Annotated in this window: 17 protein-coding genes; 6 read left to right on the plus strand and 11 right to left on the minus strand. The window is 60.0% G+C overall.

What is annotated here, in order from left to right; all coding sequences use genetic code 11:
• Nucleotides 1–30 precede the first annotated feature (30 nt).
• From ROR02_RS08240 to gmd, 6 genes are all read right to left on the minus strand, one after another.
• Nucleotides 31–2,301, minus strand: coding sequence for a glycosyltransferase (locus tag ROR02_RS08240; protein WP_147163548.1), 2,271 nt, complete (start codon nt 2,299–2,301; stop codon nt 31–33).
• A 188-nt stretch (nt 2,302–2,489) separates the two neighbouring features.
• Nucleotides 2,490–3,041 carry a dTDP-4-dehydrorhamnose 3,5-epimerase gene (gene rfbC / locus ROR02_RS08245; RefSeq protein WP_147163549.1) on the minus strand — a complete coding sequence of 184 codons (552 nt, stop codon included), beginning with the start codon at nt 3,039–3,041 and terminating at the stop codon, nt 2,490–2,492.
• A 4-nt stretch (nt 3,042–3,045) separates the two neighbouring features.
• The gene (locus ROR02_RS08250; RefSeq protein ID WP_147163550.1) at nt 3,046–3,870 is read right to left on the minus strand and encodes a glycosyltransferase; all 825 of its coding nucleotides are present in this window, start codon (nt 3,868–3,870) and stop codon (nt 3,046–3,048) included.
• A 33-nt stretch (nt 3,871–3,903) separates the two neighbouring features.
• Nucleotides 3,904–5,115, minus strand: coding sequence for a glycosyltransferase family 61 protein (locus ROR02_RS08255; protein ID WP_170245026.1), 1,212 nt, complete (start codon nt 5,113–5,115; stop codon nt 3,904–3,906).
• Between the two features lie 149 nt (nt 5,116–5,264).
• The gene (gene fcl / locus ROR02_RS08260; RefSeq protein ID WP_147163552.1) at nt 5,265–6,218 is read right to left on the minus strand and encodes a GDP-L-fucose synthase; all 954 of its coding nucleotides are present in this window, start codon (nt 6,216–6,218) and stop codon (nt 5,265–5,267) included.
• 129 nt (nt 6,219–6,347) lie between these two features.
• A complete protein-coding gene (gmd, locus tag ROR02_RS08265; RefSeq protein ID WP_147163553.1) occupies nt 6,348–7,397 on the minus strand; it encodes a GDP-mannose 4,6-dehydratase in 1,050 nt (349 codons plus the stop codon).
• 391 nt (nt 7,398–7,788) lie between these two features.
• Between gmd and ROR02_RS08270 the strand changes: the two genes are divergently transcribed.
• From ROR02_RS08270 to ROR02_RS08295, 6 genes are all read left to right on the plus strand, one after another.
• The gene (locus ROR02_RS08270; protein ID WP_147163554.1) at nt 7,789–8,061 is read left to right on the plus strand and encodes a hypothetical protein; all 273 of its coding nucleotides are present in this window, start codon (nt 7,789–7,791) and stop codon (nt 8,059–8,061) included.
• 56 nt (nt 8,062–8,117) lie between these two features.
• The gene (locus tag ROR02_RS08275) at nt 8,118–9,083 is read left to right on the plus strand and encodes a class I SAM-dependent methyltransferase (RefSeq protein WP_147163555.1); all 966 of its coding nucleotides are present in this window, start codon (nt 8,118–8,120) and stop codon (nt 9,081–9,083) included.
• A gap of 510 nt (nt 9,084–9,593) precedes the next feature.
• The gene (locus ROR02_RS08280) at nt 9,594–9,983 is read left to right on the plus strand and encodes a hypothetical protein (RefSeq protein ID WP_147163556.1); all 390 of its coding nucleotides are present in this window, start codon (nt 9,594–9,596) and stop codon (nt 9,981–9,983) included.
• Nucleotides 9,984–10,049: 66 nt separating this feature from the next.
• Nucleotides 10,050–12,251 carry a peptidase domain-containing ABC transporter gene (locus ROR02_RS08285; RefSeq protein ID WP_147163557.1) on the plus strand — a complete coding sequence of 734 codons (2,202 nt, stop codon included), beginning with the start codon at nt 10,050–10,052 and terminating at the stop codon, nt 12,249–12,251.
• A 97-nt stretch (nt 12,252–12,348) separates the two neighbouring features.
• A complete protein-coding gene (locus ROR02_RS08290; protein ID WP_170245028.1) occupies nt 12,349–13,791 on the plus strand; it encodes an HlyD family type I secretion periplasmic adaptor subunit in 1,443 nt (480 codons plus the stop codon).
• Between the two features lie 52 nt (nt 13,792–13,843).
• Nucleotides 13,844–15,262 carry an ABC transporter ATP-binding protein gene (locus ROR02_RS08295; protein ID WP_147163559.1) on the plus strand — a complete coding sequence of 473 codons (1,419 nt, stop codon included), beginning with the start codon at nt 13,844–13,846 and terminating at the stop codon, nt 15,260–15,262.
• Between the two features lie 207 nt (nt 15,263–15,469).
• Here ROR02_RS08295 and ROR02_RS08300 read toward each other — a convergent pair whose 3' ends face one another.
• The 5 genes from ROR02_RS08300 to ROR02_RS08320 form a co-directional block, all read right to left on the minus strand.
• Complete coding sequence (locus tag ROR02_RS08300; RefSeq protein WP_147163560.1) at nt 15,470–16,414, minus strand: replication protein RepA; 945 nt, start codon at nt 16,412–16,414, stop codon at nt 15,470–15,472.
• Between the two features lie 366 nt (nt 16,415–16,780).
• Entirely contained in the window at nt 16,781–18,265 is a 1,485-nt protein-coding gene (locus tag ROR02_RS08305; protein ID WP_147163561.1) for an HlyD family type I secretion periplasmic adaptor subunit, read from the minus strand.
• Nucleotides 18,262–20,451 carry a peptidase domain-containing ABC transporter gene (locus ROR02_RS08310; protein WP_147163562.1) on the minus strand — a complete coding sequence of 730 codons (2,190 nt, stop codon included), beginning with the start codon at nt 20,449–20,451 and terminating at the stop codon, nt 18,262–18,264. Before ROR02_RS08310 ends, ROR02_RS08305 begins: the two co-directional genes overlap by 4 nt.
• Nucleotides 20,452–20,768: 317 nt before the next feature.
• Nucleotides 20,769–21,065 (minus strand): hypothetical protein, encoded by a 297-nt coding sequence (locus ROR02_RS08315; RefSeq protein ID WP_147163563.1) that lies wholly within the window; start codon nt 21,063–21,065, stop codon nt 20,769–20,771.
• Between the two features lie 86 nt (nt 21,066–21,151).
• Complete coding sequence (locus tag ROR02_RS08320) at nt 21,152–22,819, minus strand: nidogen-like domain-containing protein (RefSeq protein ID WP_147163564.1); 1,668 nt, start codon at nt 22,817–22,819, stop codon at nt 21,152–21,154.
• Nucleotides 22,820–22,827 lie beyond the last annotated feature (8 nt).

Consider the following 22,827-nt stretch of genomic DNA (forward strand, 5'->3'; position numbering starts at 1 on the left):
TTTCGGCTGAAAATGCTCTAATTTTTCGTTTTATCGCGTCGCTTCCTGAACGAAAACTTCAGCAAAACGGCGCCACGTCCGTTCCTTCCGAATGAAAGTGGCCGCCTGTTCACCGCGACGCCGGGCTTCGTCCCGGTTTTTATGAATTTCCTCCAAACACTCGACGAGTTCATCCACCGACGATTCGCCCCATTCCCGCCGGACTCCCTGGGGATCGGTCACGGGGCGCTGATCGCGCAGGGGATAACACGCCCCCTCGCGCAGAATGTCGAGATGTCCGGTATTGGCCGACAGCACGCAGGGAATTCCCATGGCCATGCATTCCATGGCCACGAGGTTGGTCCCTCCCTCGCAGCGGTTGGGAAACACGGCGGCGTCGCATTCGGCCAAAACCCCTGGAATCTGGGAGCGTTGCAGGAAATGAAGATCCAGAAAGGCTTCCGGCGGCAAACCATTGTCCATGACCCACCGGGTCAGTTGCAACCGGTTGTTCTCGATGCGCGGGGCCACCTTGCACCAGGGTGCCTCGGCGATGTCCAAGGACAAGGCCGGCCAGGGGTTATGCCACGCCGCGACCAGAAGGGCTTCCGGGTGACGGGCATGAAAGCGGCGGAAGGCTTCCACCACCAGATCCTGCCCCTTGCGAAACTCCAGCTTGCCCCCCGAAAAGACGACGAAGCGGTTGCCCAGGGAACCGCGCCGCTCCAAACGCACCATGTCGGTTTCATCAATGCCCTGGAACGCCAGGCGGACATCGGAAAGGCCCGCTTCTTGCAACAGCCGGCAATTAAATGTCGAGTGGGCAATGATGAAATCATAACGCCGGGCCCGTTTGAGCACTTCCTCGTCAAGACGGGTATTCTCAAACGCAATAACCCCGATGTTCCGCCGTCCAACGAAACGAGAAGAAGACGGCTCCTCTAAAAATTCATTCCCAAGGGGATGCAAGACATCGATCCCGGGCAAGGTGACCCGTGTCGGAACGTTGCTCTTCAACCGCTCATCAAGCGAAGCGAATTCATCGTTTAGCGGAGCCAGCCGGCTGCGGGTTTCGGTCCGCAGGGTGTTCATGATCGGCTGCGCCAGCAGCAGGGGCGGCGCCCCGCGTTCCATGAGATACAAGGCCGTGTGCGTGCCCACCAGTCCCCAGCCATGGACCTCGGTCAGGGTCCAGGGGATCCCAAGCCGGACCGGCGGAGTCCCCGTGGCATCCTGGACGTTCCTGCCCGGCGCCGGGGCTCCCGCCGAGGCCACGGGAGAAGCGACCGGTGCCAGGCATCCGGGATGGGCGGCGCCCACGGCGACGATAATATCCCAAAAGGCGCGCAGCTCCTCGGGCGTATCCAGGTAGGTTGCCCGCAGCGGATTTTCGCCAAAGGCCCCGGAAAAGCCCTCTTGGGGAAACTTGGCCAGAAAACGCGCGGCGTACCCGCGCCAAACCTCGTCAAGACGGCCCGTCGAGTAATGGATGATGGGAATATCGGTCGCGACGGCCAGACGATAGCCCGCCTGGAAAGCACGCCAGGTGAAATCCGTGTCGTACAGGTGAAAGCCGTCGAAGTGCTCGGCATCGAACCCCACCCGTTCGGCGACCTCCCGCCGGCAGGCAAAGCAGAGCCCATCCAGGGCCTGGATCCCCTCCGCGACCGGGCCCGACACCCCATAGACGTCAACGCGCAAGCGTCCGCTCGCCCGGTCCCGGGTCGCGACCTGTCCCCGCGCGCCCCGCCATCCGCCCTGAATCCAGGCTGGGCCGGCCAGCCGGGTGGTGCCGGCGAACCCCACCACGTCGAAGCGGGCCAGATGGCCCAGAAGCCGATCCGCGAAGTCGGGGGCCAGGATCTCCACGTCATCATGGGAAAAAATCAGGATCTCGCCTTGAGCCTGGCTCAGGGCACGCGTGTAGGCCTCGCACAGCGAGCGGGCATCGCGCAGAAGAACAAGTTCGAACGGACGGCCCTGGAACAGGCGCTGGTACAAGGCGGTAATCGCGGCGGAACGCTCGTCGCTGATCGAACACACGATCACCGAGACAAACGGCAGGGCCCCCGCCCGGGATGGAGAGGAAGAGGGAGGCACGCGCGCCCCCGCCCGCGCGGCGCGCGCCGCGGTTTCCAGCAGCTCCAGCCGGACGGCGTGATCCTCCTGGCGGGCGGACAAATAGCGGGCAAAGGCGCCCAGCGCCTCCGACCAGCGGCCCGCCTGGGCCTGCCCGCGCGCGTGGGCGACGAGCGCCGCCATCGATGAGTCCGGCCCGTTGGCCGCGCCACCACCAGGAGATTGAATCGTCGGATCCGGCATGCGCCCCCCCGCAGGTCCTTTGTCTCGCCCCGCACTGGCCGAGAATCGACCTGAATAAACCAGTAAAAAGGGAATGAACTCTGACGCTCCCGTCGGACTTTTACAAAAACCGCGCCCGAGCCTCGATCTTCAAAGGGAAGCAGGCTGCTGTTCCCTCCCAAGAACCGATTTATTCCCAGCCGTGTTTTTTAGAAAAAATCAGTGAGTTTGGCAAGGGAAGGTGCTCGCGAATCCTTATCCGACAGAATGGATCCTGCAAAATCTGGCCACGGAATCGAAAGAACCGGATCCTTCCAATGCAAGGAGCGATCACAATCAGGAGCATAGTAGGATGTTACTTTATAAATAACTTCAGTATTGGTTTCCAATGTACAAAAACCATGGGCAAAACCTTCTGGTACATACATCTGGGTTCCGTTTTCTTCACCCAGGATTGCCCAGACCGATCGACCAAAGGTTGGCGATTCCCGCCGCAGATCCACGGCCACATCCATGATCGCGCCACGGGGGACGCGCACCAGCTTGGCCTGGGCCTGGGGCGCCGCCTGATAGTGCAACCCCCGCACTGTTCCTCGCTCACGGGAGAGGGAATGGTTGTCCTGGACAAACTCAGGGTCCAGACCCGTTATCTCGTGGAAAAGTCGGCGGTTCCATGTTTCCGAAAAAAATCCGCGCGCATCGCTAAAGCGTCTCGGCGTTATCAGGAAAACATCGGGAATCGGAAGACGCTCAATATACATAACCTCACCCTACCGACGGAAAATACAATAAATTAAACCTACTTTTTAGGTTTTCCTTTGCAAGAGAGTTCTTGTTTTTTTCATATTGCCATCTGGAAACATAAGTCTTCATATTCTTATCCTTAAAATCACCATACCTTTTTTGTAATTCATTATTCTTAGTCTGATTGACACGTTCCGCATCCCCCAGATACCCGTGCAATACGGGAAGATCGATGTAAACCTGCCCCCACCCAAAATGAGTGTAACGCTGCACCATGTCCTGATCTTCAAAATAGGCTGGCGTGTAAATTTCGTCAAAGAGCCCCAGTTCCGTGACCGCCGTGGCGCGGATGATCGCAACCGCCCCGGTTATAAAGGCAAATTCCCCCCGCTTGCCCTGATCCACCGTCGCCGGCATCAGCAAGCGACGCCCGCCCCCCAGCGGGGTTTCTGTATAGGCAAACGGCCCGCCCAACGCCGCGTGTGGTGTCGCCTCCATGGCGTCAACCAAGACATCGGCCCATTCCGGTTGACCAAAAAGAACATCGCTATTGATAGTGATAAAATAATCAAAACCATTTGGGAAAATGGTTTTTCCCCTGGCATAGCTGCGGTTATGCCCGGCTCCGTACCCGATATTCTCGGGCAGTAGTTCCGCCGTCACTCTTTTTTGCGCCGGCACCCAGGCTCGCAGAAGATCGCGGGTCGGCGCGTCTGACCCTTGGTCAATGATATGCAAATGACAATTTCGCCCTGGAGGTGCCCACTCCAGGTTGGAAAGAAGATTGCCCGTGTACCGGGGAGAATCCCAAACGAGTAGACTAATCAGAGTACGGGGACGCGACATCAAGCAAACCCTCTTGGAGCCGAAACAATCGCCTCATGACGTCATCTGAGCAAAAGCAAGATCCAGCATGGCGTGCAGCCGCCCCAGATCCACCGTCAGATCCCCGTCCCCCGGATCCGGCGTGCGGTCAAGCAGGCGCCCATAATGCTGGCCTCGCAACCGGGTCAACATCCAGTAGCACGGCTGCGGCATCTGGGCCGGGACGATTTCAATCAGCGCCGCTTCCGGGCGTGCGAACAGCATGTTGGTATTCCCCGCACCGTGGGGCGCGACAACGATGTCAGCCTCGGCGAACAAGATGGCCTGTTCGCGAACACTCAAGCCTCCCAACGTCACGACTTCAAAGCCCCGTGCCTGCAAGGACGCCACCAAGGCCGCCTCGTCGCGCACACGCCGGGCCCGGGCATCAGCCCGGCTGACATACAAACGCCGTCCCGCTTTGCGTCCCTCGACCTTGAAGGCTCGACGCAGCACCGAGGAAAGCCAGTTGACTTGCTCGACTGTATAACCACCAGGAGAAAAATACGAAGAAAAATATAGTTTTTCCACAAAAGCACGACGACAATTCAGCATAATAAATTTATTTTTTAATCCAAGTGCCTCCAGGGTTTCTCGTTGATAGGTGTTCAAGGAACCGGTTGGAAGCAGGATTGGGATGGATTCAGGGGGATTGAATTTTGAAATAGCCCAAAGCCTTGAAAGAGAATCAACAATCCAATGAAAATAGTTCCCGAAAGAAAATCTTCCGGCAACGAACAAAGCCTCACCATCCACGCGTTGGTCCGGATCCAAGTCCTCATATAATTTAATTTTTACCGATTGATTTCCCACCCTATAATCAACCCACTCTTTCATCTGCTCCTTCAAAACAGATGTTCCGTAAGACCCATTGTACGTATCGTCAAGAGCCAAGCCCGGACGCACAAAAATATTGAATGGATTATGCATAAAGGGAACAGAGCACAGGCGGTCGATCGTCACCCCGTCAAGCCGGGCGAGAAAAGCCGGTTCAATGGACAGCAGCGCTTCCCCGTTGGGCCCTGGATCCAGGGGAAATCCCCACGGACGCCCATCCGTGATCGCGGCCACGTCGTTGGAATCGAGAACGAGATCGGGCAAGGGAACGGACACGGTTTGACCAGGGCGCACGAAACAAACCGTGTCCGGCTCTTGCAAGCCGGCAAGGGCCGGCACCGGCCGGCACCAGCGCTCGATGGGAACGTACTCGAAGGTCCGCAGCGTCATCCCTGCCTGCCCTTGCACCGTCGCGTCAACGGCCGTCGATCCAGGTCGTGCCCCCATGGGAACATGGGCGCGTTTTTCCGGTCTCCTGGCCGGAAAGGCGCCCCCCCGCGTCCCTTCACCAGGCGCCGCTTCGAAAGCGGAGCGTCGCGTTAAACGGCCAGGGTCGGGGCCTTGTGCTCAAGGAACCAGTCATAGGTCAGACGCAGCCCGTCGCGCAACGAGGTGGGCGCGGTCCATCCCAGCGCCGCCAGCCGGCTGACATCGGACAGCTTGCGCGGCGTTCCATCGGGCTTGCTGGCATCAAAGACGAACTCTCCTTGATAGCCGACAACCTCCGCCAGAAGGGACGCGAGTTCCCGAATGGTCACTTCCGAGCCGGCGCCCACATTGACGTGAGGTTCACCCGAATAGTTTTTCATCAGGAAAACCATGGCGTCCGCCGCGTCCGCCGCGAACAGGAATTCGCGTCGGGGCGTGCCACTGCCCCAGATTTCCACCGTCTTCTCACCCCGGACCTTGGCGTTATGAATTTTCACCATCAAGGCCGGCGCGACGTGACTGCTCTGCAGGTCGAAGTTATCCCGATATCCATACAAGTTCGTGGGCATCGCGGAAATGAAATCGGAGCCGTATTGACGGCGGTAGGCCTGGCACAACTTGATTCCGGCGATTTTGGCGACCGCATACCATTCGTTGGTCGGCTCCAGTGGCCCGCTCAGCAAGGCGTCTTCCTGGATCGGTTGCGGCGCCAGGCGCGGATAAATGCACGTCGATCCCAGGAACAGGAGCTTGCGCACCCCCACCCGATGGGCGGCATGGATGATGTTCGCTTCCAAGATCAGGTTGTCATAGATGAACTCGGCCGGCCGGGTGCTGTTGGCCAGGATCCCGCCCACGGTGGCCGCGGCCACGAAAACCGCGTCGGGTTTCTCGGCCGCCATCCATGCTTCCACGTCGGCCTGGCGGCGCAGGTCCACCTGGGCGCGGGGAACCGTCAGGACCTCGCAGTTTTCCTGGGCCAGGCGGTCGACGATGGCCGATCCAACCATGCCCCGATGGCCGGCCACCCAGACCCGCTTCCCGGCAAGCGCAAACTCTTCCATGACGGTTCTCTTTTTTCTGCCGTTGTCTTTCGGACCGGTCGTCCCTGAAAATCCCTGGAGAGGGGGGCTCTTGCCCGCCCTCTCTTCGCTCAAGGACGCCCGCCGAGGGTCGCGCAAGGCGCAGGCGCGTTAGAAACGCCCCTCGCGGATCAGCTTGCGGTCCGCTTCCATCATTTCCACCACCAGGTCTTCCAGGGGCGTCGTGTGCTGCCAGCCCAGCTTTTCGCGCGCCTTGGTCGGATCGCCCAGCAGCAGATCCACCTCGGTCGGACGGAAGTAGCGGGGATCGACGGCGACAAGCACCTTGCCCGACGCGACGTCGAGGCCCTTTTCCTCGACCCCTTCGCCCTGCCAGGTCAGCGTGCGGCCGATGTGAGCGAACGCCAGTTCCACGAACTCGCGCACCGAACGGGTCACGCCCGTGGCCAGGACGTAGTCGTCGGGGGTGTCCTGCTGCAAAATGCGCCACATGCCTTCAACGTAGTCGCGGGCGTGGCCCCAGTCGCGCTTGGCATCCAGGTTGCCCAGGAACAAGGTTTCCTGGCGCCCGGCCTCGATCGCGGCAACCGCCCGGGTGATCTTGCGAGTAACGAAGGTTTCGCCCCGCACCGGGCTTTCATGGTTGAACAAGATCCCGTTCGAGGCGTGCATCTGATACGCCTCGCGATAATTGACCGTGATCCAGTAGGCATACAGCTTGGCCGCCGCGTAGGGACTGCGCGGATAGAACGGCGTGGTTTCCTTCTGGGGGATCTCCTGGACCTTGCCGAACAGCTCCGAGGTCGAGGCCTGATAAAAACGGCACGTCTTCTCGATGCCAAGGATCCGGATGGCTTCAAGAATGCGCAGCGTTCCAATCGCGTCGGCATTGGCGGTGTATTCCGGAGTCTCGAAGCTGACCGCGACATGGCTTTGCGCGGCCAGGTTATAGATTTCATCCGGATGAATCTGCTGAACCAGGCGAATCAGATTCGTGGAATCCGTGAGGTCGCCGTAATGCATGAAGAAGCGTGTTTCGCCCTCATGCGGGTCCGTGTACAGATGCTCGACCCGCCCCGTGTTAAACGACGAGGAACGACGCTTGACGCCGTGAACCTCGTATCCCTTGCCCAACAGGAGTTCGGCCAGATACGCGCCATCCTGGCCCGTGATGCCGGTAATTAACGCTTTTTTGCTCATCAGGGTTCGCTTCTTGGTCAAGGGAAAACCGACGCCGATCGTGAGTCGCGCCTTTTCGGCGCAAGGTGAAGCCCTCCCTTGGAGGGGGAACGTTCCTTGCGGGTTGAAAAGGCGCAAAAAACAACGGCGCGAAAGGTTCACGGTGATTTCATCGCCACCGCGAACGCTCCGGGCCACATTCGTCGGCACCTTAAGTAGCTTTTCCAGGGAGTCCTCTTCAAGGTCTTTCCCGCCCGGTCGCTGCGGACGGGAAGGCCGGAAGAGGGGAGCGGACACCTTGACGCCGCGGGCCTGCTTATGCCTCAATAAGACGCGCCATCTTGATAGATGCACCTATCCCGTTCCAAAGACAGTCGAATTCCAATCGCATCGAGAGCTGAAGAGGATTCCCATGGGCCACTTTGATGAAGTCGAAGAAGCCTGGAACCTGAGCGATTCGGCACGTGAGTACGCGGAACGCGTCGGCGGCACGCCGTCCGTGGACGATTACATGGCCAATGTGTTTTCCAGTTATCCCCTCATCGACATGGAACGGACCCAGCGCGAAGGCGGACAACCGATTGAAAAGATTTTTTTCAAAAATCCTTATGGCCTTCAGTGGCGTGAACAGTACAAGGACTGGATCCCGTTCCGTCACGGGGAAATCGATATCAAGAACGTCTGAACAAAGCGATTGATTCCTATATACTCGATTATTTTTTTGAGAAAGTTTCCCTGGTGATGGCCCTTCCTTCGCTGCTGACTTACGACGTGGAGTCCGAACAAGGTCTCTCGGACGTTCCCCCCGGGCTGTCCCTTGCCCTGGAGCCTCGCTTTCCCCAGGATCCGGCCCAGGACGAGCGCCTGTCGGCCCTGATGGGCCGCTATACCACCGCGTCTTTGCACGGTGTCGCGCCGGCTGCGTTCCGGTCCCATGTCGAGGGCGCCCTGGGCACGATTGATGCCGAGATCGAAGGCTACGCGGCCGACGAGATCCACCGCCAGCGCGACCTTTCCATCCGCTTTCACTGGGGACACGACCACGACTTCGGGGACTTCTCCGTGTCGGGACGCATGGGGCGGCGCCATCTCACGTTGATGCGCAATTTCATGCACGCCTTCCCCGTCGACGACGCGACGTTCGCCGGTCGCGATGTCCTGGACGTCGGATGCTGGACCGGGGGGACGACCCTGCTGCTGGCGGCGCTTGGCGCCCGGGTCACGGCCCTGGAGGAAGTCCGCAAGTATGCGCGCATGGCCCAGTATCTGCTGGACTCCTTTGGCGTTCCCGGGCGGGTTCTCGATCACAGCCTGTATGCCCTCGACGCCCGCGAGGCCTACGACGTGATCTATGTGCCGGGGGTGATTTACCACCTGTCCGACCCTCTCCTGGCGCTGCGCCTGCTGTGCAATGCCACCCGCGTTGGCGGATGCATTCTGGTGGAATCCGAAGGCATCAACGTGGCGGGCGCCCTGTGCCGCTACGAGGGCAGCGTGCTGACCCATTCCGGCAGCCAGGAAGAGCTGAGCCGGGGGGGCTGGAACTGGTATTCCCCCTCGCCCCTGGCCCTGGCCCGTCTGCTGTGGGGCGCCGGGTTCGACGACATTTCCATTGCCTGGATGGACAACCGGGTTTATGCGCATGCGCGCAAAACGTGTCGTAGCGCCATCACCCGGGCCGGCCTGTCGCGCCCCGACGTTCCCTAGAATCTGTCCGTTTCACGTTGAAGCGGACAGGCGTTGGATCCTTTTGTTTGAGTTTGTCGGGAAAGGCGGCCCCCCTTTTTCCTGACGAACTCTAGCCAGAAAGTTCCGGTCCGAACCGAATTTCCTTCTGGACTACCGGAACGCCCCTTGAGAAAATAAAAGACATAAAATTATTTTTTGCCCCTCCTCCCAGAATAAATAAATAATAATATTTAACAAAAAAGCGTATCAGCACAGAGAGCGCTTTTCAATTTTGGGATATAACTTCACAAAAAACACAACATCATTGAAATTAACCCTCATTTTTATTTAAAGCCCAGCCGGGATAAAGACGGATTACCTCGGAAGCGAACCATCCGGGATCCCGTTTGCAATGGCGGACCAAATGACTTATACGCTGAGGCCAACACGGACGCAGGATACGGCCGTCCCAACACGGAGAGAATGCGCAAGGCGGAACCGGTCTTCCCCTCCCGAACGCGCAACGGTTTCCCCGCACCAAGGCTGCTCATGACCGCATCACCCCAAGCCGAGCTGTATATCGATGGTCTCCTTGATGTCTCTTTTGCACGGGGAACCGTCCGGATCGACCTGTACAGCCTTTCCGCCACGGCCAAGGCCTCCAATGGCCAGCCTCTTCCCGAGCATCGGCAGCGGCTGATCCTCAGCGTTCCGTCCTTTCTTGATTTCGTGGGCGGGCTGAACATGGCGGCGGGCTCTTTTCGGGATAAGGGTGTGTTGCCCGGAACCGCGCCGGCCGCCGCGCCCGAAGGGGGCCAGGCGCCGCCCGCCCCGGCCGCCGCGTCCCCCGAACCGGCCCCGGCGTCCCCCGCTCCGGCTGTCAAGCGGACCCCTTCGTCGCCGAATTTCGCGCCCGTTTCCGATTCAACCGAGGCGTAACGACCACGGCCGGCGCGATCAAGCGAGGCTTTCCTGGGCCCTGCGCCGGTCCGGATTGGAGTGATCATGACAACCCAGCCCTCCCAACCGCAGGTCCAGCCTGCCGATGCCGCCGATCGCACCGGGGAGACCGCCGGTATCGTTGATCCTCATTCCGCGCTCAAGTGCCTTGTCCTCGTTGCCCGGCATCGCGGCATCGAGATGAGCGTGCCGCGCCTGCTTCACGATTACGCCATTGGCAACACCACGCCCAACGATACCTTGCTGCTGCGCATCGCGCGCAGCATGGGCCTGCGGGCCCGCTACGGCCGTATCGGCTGGAAGAACCTGAAGGACATGGGCGAGGCCCTGCCGCTGATCGCCCGCCTGAAAAACGGCAACTGGGTGGTTCTGGCCGGGTTCCGCGCCGAGGACTCCAAGGTCGCGGTCTGGGATCCCCTGGCGGATGTCCCGGAAATGATGTTCCTGGATGAAGCCACCTTCGGCCCGGCTTGGGCTGGAGAGGTGATGTATCTGAAGGTGCGACGGAACCTTGATGATCCAAGCCGCAAATTCGATATCGCCTGGTTCATTCCGGAAATCCTTCGCCAGAAGCGGCTGTTCATCGATATCGCCATTATCGTTCTCGTAACCCATTTTCTTGGGTTGCTGAGCCCCGTGTTTTTTCAGCTTATTATCGATAAAGTCCTACCGCATGAAAGCTATTCAACCCTTTACGTTCTTGTTCTTGGTATTCTCGGGGCCGTTCTGTTCGAAACGGGGTTTGGTGTTCTGCGTCAATACCTGACGCTTTTTGCCACGAACAAAATCGATATCCGGGTTAATGACCGTATTTTCTCAAAACTTGTCAGTCTGCCCGTTCACTTTTTCGAGAATTCCTCGACAGGCGTTCTGATCAAGCACATGCAACAGGCCCAGAGCATCCGGGGCTTCCTGACCGGGTCATTGTTCCAGACCCTTCTGGACTGCACGATGCTGTTGGTCGCCTTGCCCATGCTGATCTTGTACAGCGCAAAGCTGACGCTCATCGTGATTGTTTTTTCCGCGTTGATCGCGGGTGTCATCGCCTCGGTGCTCAAGCCGTTTCGCCGCCGTCTGGAGGAGCTTTACAACGCCGACGGCCGCCGCCAGGCGCTGCTGGTCGAAACGATCTCGGGCATGCGCACGGTCAAATCCCTGGCCCTGGAGCCACTGCAACGGCGCACATGGAACGACCGCTCGGCCGAAACGGTGGCCCAGACCTTCCGGGTCGGCAAGCTGGCCCTGGGGTCCATGGGCGTCGTGGAACTGTTGTCCAAGGCCATGCCGATCGCGGTCATCGCCGTGGGCACCCAGTCGGTGTTCGATGGCACCTTGACCGTGGGAGCCCTGGTCGCCTTCAACATGCTCTCGGGCCGGGTGGTGGGCCCCCTGGTGCAGATCGTCGGATTGATCCAGGCCTACCAGCAGGTTTCCCTGTCGGTGCGCATGCTGGGCTCGATCATGAATACCCCCTCCGAGCGCGGCGGCGTGGGCCTGCGCCCCCAGATCAAGGGGGGCCTTCAGTTCGATGAAGTGACCTTCCGGTACAGCCCGGACACGGCGCCCGCGCTCAACGAGGTCTCGTTCGATGTCCGGCCCGGCAGCATCTTTGGCCTGGTCGGGCGCTCCGGATCGGGCAAGACGACCATCACCCGGATGATGCAAGGGCTCTACACGCCCCAGTCGGGGATCATCCGCCTGGACGGGACGGATATCCGCGAGATTGACCTGGTGCACATGCGCAGCCATATCGGCGTGGTGCTGCAAGACAACTTCTTGTTCCGGGGCACGGTGCGCGAGAACATCGCCGCCGCCCGACCCGACGCGACCCTGGCCGATGTCATGGAAGCGGCGCGTCTGGCGGGCGCCGACGAGTTCATTGAACGCCTGCCCAAGGGGTTCGAAACAGCCCTGGAGGAAAACGCCTCCAACCTTTCCGGGGGACAAAAGCAGCGCCTGGCCATTGCCCGCGCCCTGGTGACCGAACCCCGGATCTTGATCCTGGACGAGGCGACCAGCGCACTGGATCCGGAAAGCGAGGCCATCATCCAGGCGAACCTGAAAAAAATCGCCCTGGGCCGAACCTTGATCATCGTCTCCCATCGCCTGTCCACCTTGGTCGAAGCCGATGCGATCTTGGTCATGGACCGGGGTCGGATCGATTGCGTCGCCCGCCACCACGAACTGTTGGCTCGAAGCGAGATCTATCGAACGCTTTGGACGCAGCAAACCAAGCACATGGCCTGATCCGATGTCCGAGCAGATACAGCCTTCCTCTTCCCTGCCGACGTCGACGCCCGGAACCGCGCCGCCCGAGGAACGACGACCTGCCACGGGAACGACGGTGGCGGCGTCCGCTGGCTCGTCCGAGCCCGCCCCGGGTCAGGACGAGGAAAGCGACGACGACGCCTCGGCCCTCGGCCAGTTCCGCAAGCGTCTCGGCGCCCTGGCCCGCGAGCGCAAGGAACGCGAAGTCCGAGAAGCGATCATCGAGTTCCAGTCGGACTCGATCGAGATCGAGAAGGGCCCGCCGCCTCGGGTCGCGCGGGCGACGGCGTATACCTTGCTGGCCCTGTTCGCCTTCGCCATCACCTGGGCATCATGGGCCCATGTGGACCGGGTGGTCACCGCGACCGGCCAGCTGGTCACCAAGGATCCGCAGATCATCGTCCAGCCCCTGGAAACCGCGGTCATCCGCAGCATTTTCGTGCGCCCCGGCGATATCGTGCACAAGGACGATCCCCTGGCGCTCCTGGATGCGACGTTCGTGGGAGCCGAGCTCGACCAGCTGGAAAGCCAGCGCTCCAGCTTCCAAGAACAGGTGACCCGCTTGCAGGCCGAACTGAACGGCGAGCCCTACCAGCCGGTCAGTTCCGGAACCCAGGACGCCTTGATGCAGACCGCCGTGGACTTGCAACGGCGCTCGGCCTATCAGGCCCGCCTCGCGGACCTGGATGCCCAGGTGGCCAAGAACAAGGCCGCCCTCGAGGCCCTGGTCCACGACATTGATGTGTTGGAGGACCGTCTGGCCGTTGCCCACAAGATCGAGGACATGCGAGCCGAGTTGAAGAAGCTCGATGCCGGCTCCCAGCTCCAGCTTCTTGTTGCCCAAAATACGCGTCTGGAAGTCACCCAGGACCTGGAGCGCTCGCGCAACCGCCAGAAGGAACTGCGCCACGAAATCGCAGCCTTGCAAGCGCAGCGGGAAGCCTTCATGGCCGGCTGGCGCCAGGAAGCCGCGAGCGATCTGGTCGACGCGACCCGCCAGCTCGACAACATCATGGATCAACTGCGCAAGGTCAAACGACGCCAGGAGTTGATCGATCTGCGCTCGCCGGAAGACGCCGTTGTTCTTTCCGTGGCCCAGCGCACGGTTGGGTCGGTGCAGCAGGCCGCCGAACCCTTGATGACCCTGGTCCCCCTCAACAGCCCGCTTGAGGCCGAGGTGCGGATTTCCCCGGCGGATATCGGACGCCTGAGCGTCGGCCTGCCCAGCAAGATCAAGATCGCCGCTTTTCCCTTTCAAAAGCACGGCATGCTGGAGGGAGAATTGCGGGTGATTTCCGAAAACACGTTTTCCCCCAACAACAGCCAGGACTCCTCCCAGAGTTATTACCGGGGTCTGGTCGATCTGACGTCCACGAAGCTGCGCAACGTTCCCAAGGAACAACGGTTGTTGCCGGGCATGACGCTGACGGCGGAAATCAAGCTGGGGGAACGCTCGGTGATCAGCTATTTCTTGTATCCTCTCATTCGCACGTTCGACGAAAGCCTGCGCGAGCCCTGATCCTCTCCGCTTCGAGCGGCCTGCAGGAAGAGCGAAAAGAAGGGAACTCCGTATGTCTGAGGTCAGTCTTCGCGTTTCCGGGCTGTCCAAGGATTACCTGATTTACGACCAGCCCGAAGACCGTCTGAAGCAAATGGTCCTGCGCTGGCGGCGGTATTACAATCCCTTTTCGGCCTTGCGCGACGTGGACCTTGAAGTGGTCCGGGGCGAAACCGTGGGGATTGTTGGCCGCAACGGATCGGGCAAGACAACCTTGCTGGAAATCATCGCCGGAACCATGGCCCCCACCCGGGGATCGGTGGAGGTGTTTGGCCGGGTGGCGGCGTTGTTGGGGTTGGGCGCGGGGTTTAACCCGGAATTCAGCGGCCGCGACAACGTGTTTTTGAATGCGGCCTTGCTTGGACTTTCCACGGGCGCGATCGAGAACGTGTTTGATCAGATTGCCGCCTTCGCGGATATCGGTCCCTTCATCGATCGTCCCGTGAAGACCTATTCCAGCGGCATGTACGCCCGCCTCGCCTTCGCCACGGCCATTCATGTCGATCCGGATATCCTGATCGTCGATGAAACCCTGTCGGTGGGCGACGAGGCTTTTCAGCGGAAATGCTTCCGGCGGATCAATCAGCTCAAGGACTCTGGGTGCACCATTTTATTCGTGACGCACAGCGCCCAGACCGTGGTGGATCTGTGTGACCGGGTCTTGCTTCTGGATCGGGGCGAGCGCCTCATCCTGGGGAGTCCGCGTCTTGTCGTGGCCTATTACCAGCGGCTGATTCACGCGCCCGAGGATCAGGTCCCCGCCCTGCGCGGCAGTATTCGCGCTCTCGATGGCCATCCGGAGGCCATGGCCCTGACCCGTCTTTCCGGGCGCTCCGATCCGATGTCCGATCAGCCTCCTGCCCCCTTGTCGGAAGCGGAGGAAACCTCCGGTTCTTCCGCCCCAAAGAGGGAAGAACGGGACGAAGCCTTTTTCAGTCCGCATTTTTGCTGTGAAAGTCAGATCGAGGCGCCCGCTTCCGGAGTGTGTGTCTCCGATGTCCACCTGGAAACCCCCGACGGACGCCGGGTCAATCATCTGACCCATGAACGGGAATACGACGTTGTTTATCGGGTCACCTTCGCGCATTCCTTGGACCGGGTTCGGTTTGGGATGCAGGTTCGCGCCGTCAATGGATTAATCCTTTCAGACCAAGTATCCCATACTCAATCCGAAGAGGGAATTTCTGTCCGGCAGAGCGGAGAGACTATAGAAGTAAGATTTCCAATCAAAGCCATCCTGTTTCCAGGAACATATTTTCTAAACGCTGTCGTAACAGCCCTTTCTCCTGATCTGAAAAGCCGGCTTTTGTATCGTTTGATTGACGCTCATGTTTTCCGCATTCTTGCGCGTCCGTATTTGACGGCTGGTGGACTTTTAAATACGCAAGCGGGACGCCTTCCTCGGGTTTTGGATCCTCAGACCGTGGTGTGAGGAGAGTCCAAGAGCGGCAAGAGAGGGGGAGGCATTTCCTTTCCCAGGGGAAAAAGGAGGGGGAGGACGGGGGCATTTGATCCAAAAAAAGAGATTCCCTCGCCCATCCGATTGAAAAATAACTCTTTCATGTGAAAAACAACGAGGATTGGAGGGCGGGAATTTGGACTCTACTCACACCTTGCCGCTCCCGGGATTGGACTCTCCTCACACCTCCGGCAAAAGAACCTGAATCATGCGTGGGGCGATGGGGGGACGGCACGGGTTCAAGATCACCCCTTTCTGGCCATCGATTTCCACCCGTGCTTCCGGGTACGCGGCCACGGCAAGGCGCTGACTTTCCAGGAAGGTGCGTCGGAACTGGCTCATGGGGGCCTTGTCGTCGAACCCCGCGCCGAACTGCCCGCGAAGGGCGGTCCAGCTGACCGCGGTGGGGTGGTGCAAGACATGCAATCGATAGGCAAGCCAGATGTAAATATCCAGGGCCAGGGATCGGTTGGCGAGCGCCCGCACGGCGGATTCCAAGACAGGAACCGCATGGTGTTTAAGGCTACGGAAAAAATCGTCGGACAGCCGGGCCGTCTCGGTCCAAAGGCGTTTCTGGCGTCCGTTATCGGACATTTCGGTCAGGCAAAGTCCACCCTCGACGAAGTTTGTGTTCTTGAAAAGCTCCCCCCCCTTATCGTCCCAGAAAAAAGTCAGGGAACACATGGAAAGCCGGGTCGCCTGCTCATCGATGAGACGATAACTTTTTCCCCCGACACTAATGCCCATGCGGTTCATCCAGGCGGCCATTGACCCGCCAAGTTCCACTTCGGGAGAGCCGGTTTTCAGGGCCTCCGTCTGAAGATACAGCAGAATCATCCGGGCCCGGGAGCCATAGGGGAGGCCGACCGGAAGACCGGCCCGGTTGAACCCGGGCTTGACCAGCAAGGTCACGCGGCCGTTTTCCCGGCGCCAGACTTCGGCATCTGTTTTTTTATGAGGGAGACAGGTAAGGGCAAAACCGGCATGGGTGATGCCGATATTGGTTTCTTCATCGCTCATCACTTCGGCGGCGATATCCAATTCCTGCCGTTCGAGTGAAGTCGTGGCAGCCGTCTTCAGCGCATCCCGACCGTCCCGTAGGATCAGATCGTGAATTTCGGCCATGTCACTTCTCCATCCTGGAAACTAAGCGACACCATGGCATCGAAAAATCCGAAAAACCAGTTGGACTCTGCTCACACAAGCTATTTGAAAGTTATTTGTTTTAGTTATTTGCTTGTGTGAGCAGAGTCCTGGGGATAACTCCGATTCTCGTGCGTAGAGTCCAAATTTGTGTGAGTAGAGTCCAACCCTCTTTTGGGAGGGCCTGTGGATAACTATCCCCGTCGACTCGTTGTGTGGGTAGAGTCCAAGGGGATAACTCGTCGTGAGGGGCGGGGGAAACGGGCGAATCGGGGGTTGAAACCCCTGGTGGTTTTGTGCAGAAAAAAATCCTTATTGTTTTTTTTTGTCTTGTGCGTTTTCCAGAGGTCAGCGATCCTTGAAGCTCTCGTCCAGGGTACGGATCAGGGGGTACAGGAAATAAGACAAGATGCGACGGTCGCCCGTGCGCAGTTCCGCGCTTAACTGGATGCCGGGGATAATCTGAATACGCGGATCGACCGTGTTCCAGTCCAGGGAAATACGCCCCATGTAGTAGGCTTCCTGGGTTCCCTGGGTGTCTTTATCGATTTGCGCGTCTCCCCCCAGGGCTTCCAGGGTGCCGTTGACCACGCCGAATTTCTGAAAGGGATAGGCGTCGAATTTAAGCCGCGCCGGCAGGCCCACCGTGATGTCCCGAATGTCGCGCGCGGGGATCCGAACCTCGGCCTGGTAGGTGGTGCGCACGGGGACCAGTTCGATCAGGGATTCCGCCTGGCGGATGACCGAGCCAACCGACAAGGGAGTCACGCTCAGCACGGTTGCGTCGACGGGTGCCCGCAGGGTGATCATCTCCTGGCGGCGTTCGGCCTTGTTCAGGTTTTCCTCGACCTCGATCAACTGGCCGCGTGCCGCCATCAGCTCCTCGGCCAGTTTCTGGTTGGTTTCCCGGATCAAGGCGGCCAGTTCGGCCTGAAGCTGCAGCCGGCGTTCGACCCCTTCGTTCATCTCGTTGTCGGCCGATGCCAGCTGCCGCTCGGTTTCCTGCCGGCGGATGCGCGCGACCAGCAGATTGACCCGCGAGCCGACCCCTTCCCCCATCAGGGTCTGGTACATCCGCTCTTGCTCCGAGGCGGTGGACAGCTGGGCCTGGTATTGCTTCTGGTTCTCCAGCAAGGTTTCCTGGTGGGCGTCCAGGGTATCGATTTCCGCCTGCTTGGCGGCCTGGCTGGCCGTGAAGCTGGCAACCTGGTGATCGAAAACCTGTTTTTGGATCCGCTCGAACTCGTTTGGGTCCGGCTGGGGGGCGTAGAGCTCCCCTTGCAACTGAGCCTGGACCCGTTCGATCTGCGCTTTCAGGCTGTCCCGGCGCTGGCGCAGGGTGCTGAGGTCGGCCGTGGAAAAGGTGGGATCCAGTTCGGCCACCACCTGGCCGGCCACGACCGGATCCCCGACCTTGACCGGGATGGCATGAATGATTGCCGTGTCCAGGGGTTGAAGCACGATGTTGGGCTGATCGGCCAGGATCTTGCCGCGCGCCGACACCGTGATGTCCATCCGGGCCCACGCCGCCCACACCAGCAAGACGACGACTATCCCCAAAATCAGCTGGATCATCGAGCGCGCCCAGACGGGGGCGGGGCGGTTCTCGATCGACAGGGCCGCCGGCTGGAAGGCCACCATGTCGGGATCCGAAGGGGGCGCGTTCCAGTCCAGGGCCCGGCGCCGCGCGCGCTCCGACCAGCGGGACCGACTTTCCCGGTCGGACGAGGCCATCTCGGAAGCCCCGGACGCTGTGGCGTCGCTGAGCGGAGCGGCGGTTTCCGGGGGGGGCGAGGGCTGGTTTTCCTCGGAGGGGACGGGCGTGTGGGTCATGATCCGGCTTCAGGTCCCAGGGGGGTGCGCATCTGCTGGTGCCACAAGGTGGCGTAGATCGGGCAATCGCGCAGCAGGGCTTCATGACGCCCCAGGCCAACCCGCACGCCTTCCTCCAGCACCAAGATCGTGTCCGCCTCGACCAGGGACATCAGGCGGTGCGAGATCACGATCAAGGTGCGCCCCCGCGCGATGCGTTTCAGGTTGTCTTGGATCAGGGCCTCGCTTTCCGGATCAAGGGCACTGGTCGCCTCGTCCAAGATCAGAATGCGCGGCTGGCGGACCAGGGCCCGGGCAATCGCCAGGCGCTGCTTCTGACCGCCCGACAGATTGCTGCCGTTCTCTTCCAGAAGCGTGTCAAATCCTCTTGGCAGACGTTCAATGAACTCGGCGGCGCCGGCCATCTGGGCCGCCTGCGAGATTTCCTCGAACGTCGCGGCCGGCTTGCCCAGGGCGATGTTCTCGCGCACCGTTCCCTTGAAAATAAAGCTGTCTTGCAAAACAACTCCAATGCTGGAACGCAGGTGCTGAAGATCGATTTCCCGGCAATCCTGGCCATCGATCCGCACGACACCGCCCCGGGCGGTGTACATGCCCTGCATCAGGCGGGTGATCGTGGTTTTGCCCGAGCCCGAGCGTCCGACAATGCCAAAGATCGACCCGGCCGGAGCCTTGAAACTGAGATCATCCAAGATGGGGCGCTCGCTGCCAGGGTAGGCAAAGCGTACCCGGTCGAACTCGATCGCCCCTTGCAAGGGCATGCGCAAGCCACGCTGGTCGCGTTCACGCTCGGGGGGCGCGTTCATGATCTCGCCCAGCATGCGCGTTGCCAGCGCCGTTTCCTGGTAGACGTGCACCAGTCCCACCAGACGCTGGAGCGGCTGGGAAACCCGCCCCGCCACCATTTGAAAGGCGATCAGGGCGCCGATGGTAAGGTCTCCTTGGAAAACCTGGTAAGCCCCAAACGCGATGATCGCCACCGCCAGGGCTTTTTGCATCCATTGGGTTAATTCTTCGGCAGCGGCTGAAAGTTTGCCCAGGGCATAGTTCTGATTGACCGTCTCGGCCGAGCGTTCCTCCCACAAACGCCGCTGCACCGGCTCCAGGGCCAGCGACTTGATGGTGCGCATGCCGCTGATGGCCTCCACCAGCAAGGATTGACGAGATCCTTCCGCCTGATACAGGGCGGTCAATCGGCGGCGAAGCGGGCCGATCATGAAATAAATAATGGTTGCCGTAATTCCGGTAAAACATAGAACAAGAACGGTTAGTCCATTGCTGTACATCAGCATGATTGGAATGAATATAAAAAGAGACAGGCAGTCGAGGGCGGTCAGGAAAAGGTTGCCGGTGAGAAAATTGCGGATTTTCTCGGCCTGCTGCATGTGCTTGACCAAAACACCCGCGTTCGACCTCTCAAAAAAATCAATAGGCAGACGGAGGAGATGGGAAAAAGTATGCTCCGCGACACGCATGTCAATTTTATTCGTTGCGAAAAGAAGAAGGTATCTTCGAAGAAAACTCAGAACGCTATCGAAGGTTATGGCAATCATTACGCCTATTGTAAGAGATATGAGAGTTGATTCAACTTGATGGACAAGTACCTTGTCGATCACCAGCTGAAAAAACAATGGCATTGCCAACGCGAATAAATGGATCAGAACCGACGCCAGGGCCACGTCGCGAAAGTGTTGATGCTGACGCCGGATCTCGGGGAGGAACCAGGCCAGATCGAAACGGCGTCGCGCCGCTTCCAAGGTAGCCTTGGGACGCAGCATTAAAACGGCCCCGCTCCAGGCGCCTTCAAAACGCGCGCGGCTCAAGGTCAGGATTTCCGGCCGGCTGGCCAGTGGATCGAGGACCCCGATTTCCATGCCGTCTTCCTCGCCGGGGACGGGACGCACCCCCACCAGTACCACATGGCGGCCGTTGTTCAGGCGGGCGATCACGGGATAGTGCGTTTTGAGCTGGGGCAGGTCGCTGGTTTCAAGGGTTTTCCAACGGGCCCGAAACCCCTGTTCGGCCGCGATGCGCACCAGCAGCGGCGCCGAGGGTTCAACCGATCCCAGGCCATGAGTGTGCACCATGTCCGGCACGGACAGGTCAACGCCATGCTTGCTTGCACAATACCCAAGGGCAATCAGGGCGGTGGGGACAAAAGGAAGAGCGCCGTCGGGCTCCGTCATGCCAAGAGTCCGTTTTCAGGAGGGAAAAAGGGGGGCGCCGCGAAAAACGTCGTTCCGTGGCCCGCGTGGAGGGATCGTATCGGGGCGGGTGTTGCCCGTCTCTAATACAGTTCTAGAATAAAATTTTAGTTCGAGCCTGGGCCCTTCGTGCTCTTTGCCTTTCTTGGTGATTGCAAGAAGAAATGGGACACCGGAGGCCGGCGGCCTCCGGGCCGGGCAGCGAGAGCTGAAAAGCGGGAACCGCTTTTTGGACAAATCGAAGCCTAAAACAAAGAGTTAGAGCATCGTGCCTGGATCCGGATCCAACGCGCGAAGCTCTATGGCGTGGGGAAATTGGGCGAAACAGCCGTTTGCGGAGCAGCCGGCGCCGCCGGCGCGGCGGCAGGCTGGGCCTGTCCTTGCAAGCTCACCAGCCTTTGGTGGGTCTGTTGCAAGGCATTGAGCAGCTCCAGGAACCCGGTTTCGGTCAAAACCAGGGTATGACAGGGGACACGAGCCGGAGAGCCGTCCTCTTCCTTCTGGGTGGGATCGAAGCGGACCAGATCAATGCGCAAGGTATGGGCGATGAAACCAATGCCGCCGATGCCATCGGCGAAGGTCACGCGATCGGACATGAAAAAACTCCCGTTCCACCAAGACATCGCCGCCGGAGCGCGAAGGCTCCGGCGGCGGGGATAATAACCCAAATGGAGGAGGACGATCAGACGTAGGACAGATCGTTGGCGATGCTCCATTCGCCCAGAACGTTGTTCTGAACCAGCTGGCCGTCGGAACGCGTCCCGTTGTTCATGGTCCAGATGGCGGTGCCGCCGGTGGTGCTGTTGCGCAGCAGGATATCGTCGGTGCCATCCGCGTTGAAGTCGGTGGTGTCGGCGATGGTCCAGTTGCTCGACAGGGGGCTATCGCTGTTGATGATGGTGGCACCCAGGCGATCGAGGCCATTCATCAGCCAGTTGGCCACGCGGCCGTCGGTGTGACGCCACAGGATATCGGTGGTGCCGTCGCCGTTGAAGTCGCCGGTGCTTTCCAGGCTCCAGTTCAGATCAACCGACGCCTGAATCACGTTGGCGCCAATCCGGTTCGTGCCTTGCATCAGCCAGATGGCGACCTGACCGGTCGAGGTATTGCGCCACAGGATGTCCCCATAGCGGTCGCCGTTGAAATCACCCATGCCGCCCACCGTCCACTCGGAGCGGGTGTTGGTCTGCAAGGTGGTGGGGGTCTGCAGCGTCAGGTTGTCGCCCATCAGGGCCACGCTCACGGTGCCGGTGGAGAAGTCGTGCAGGAAGATGTCGGCGTTGCCATCATTGTTGATGTCACCGCAGCCGACAACGTGGGTGGTGCTGGCCAGGGTAATCCCGGTCACCGTCGCGGTGTCGCGCGACAGGCCATCCATGGACCAGACGGCCAGGGCGTTGGTGGAGGTGTTCCGGAACAGGATGTCGGTGCGGGCGTTGCCGTCGAAATCGCCGGTGCCGGCCAGCGACCACTGGGGATTGACCGTGTTCTGGATGGCGGCGGCGCCAATGCGATCGAAACCGGACATGCTCCAGATGGCGATCTGGCGGGTCCGTTCGTTGAACCACAAGATGTCGGCGGTACCGTTGCCATCGAAGTCGTTGCGGTTGACCAGCGGGTTCAGCCAGGGGTTTTCCGTCTGGCCGTTGCGCACGCTGAACTCCCAGTAGCCCATGGTGCCGGTGTTGCCCAGGGTCCGGTCGAGATCAAGCATGTTGGCCTGGTTGCCCGAGGCTCCCAGCTCGTAATAATTCGTGCCGTCGCCCGCCGACCAGCCGGCGCGGGCAATGGTGCCGCCCAGGCCGTTGGTGCCGCCCGAGGCGCTGCCCGTGGTCCAGTTCACATCCTCGTAGCGGATGGCGATGTCGAAGTCCGAGGCATTGCGCCGGACGATCTGAAGCTGGAACGCGTTCGTGAGGTCGGTCCGGTTGCTGTAGTAGCCAACGTCGTCCCAGGTGATGGTCACCACGCCGTTGGTGGCGTCGAGGTCGTAGTAGACGTTGTTGGTGCCGGTCGAGTTTCCGGAGCCGGACCACGTCGTGGACGTCACGGTGCTGTTGCGTGTATCCACGTCGGCGAAGAATGGTGCGATGATCGGATTACTGGTTGTTCCGGTAATCGCGTACGGCGTATACGTCCCCATTCCGCTGGAGAATGTAATATTGCCGTTGTTGTTGACATAGATTGAGGTATAGGTGGTGCCGAAGAAGTTAATCCCCTGCGTAAAAACAGAGGAAATATCCACGCTCTGGTAGGAGTCGTCGTTTCTGTTCAGGACTCCTTCACCAAAGCCCGCGGACCCGCCCAGGCCGTTGACGAGGTTTCTGGTTCTTGAAAGCGTGTACGTCATGGTGTTCT

This window comes from Pararhodospirillum oryzae, assembly GCF_007992075.1.
GTDB lineage: Bacteria > Pseudomonadota > Alphaproteobacteria > Rhodospirillales > Rhodospirillaceae > Pararhodospirillum > Pararhodospirillum oryzae.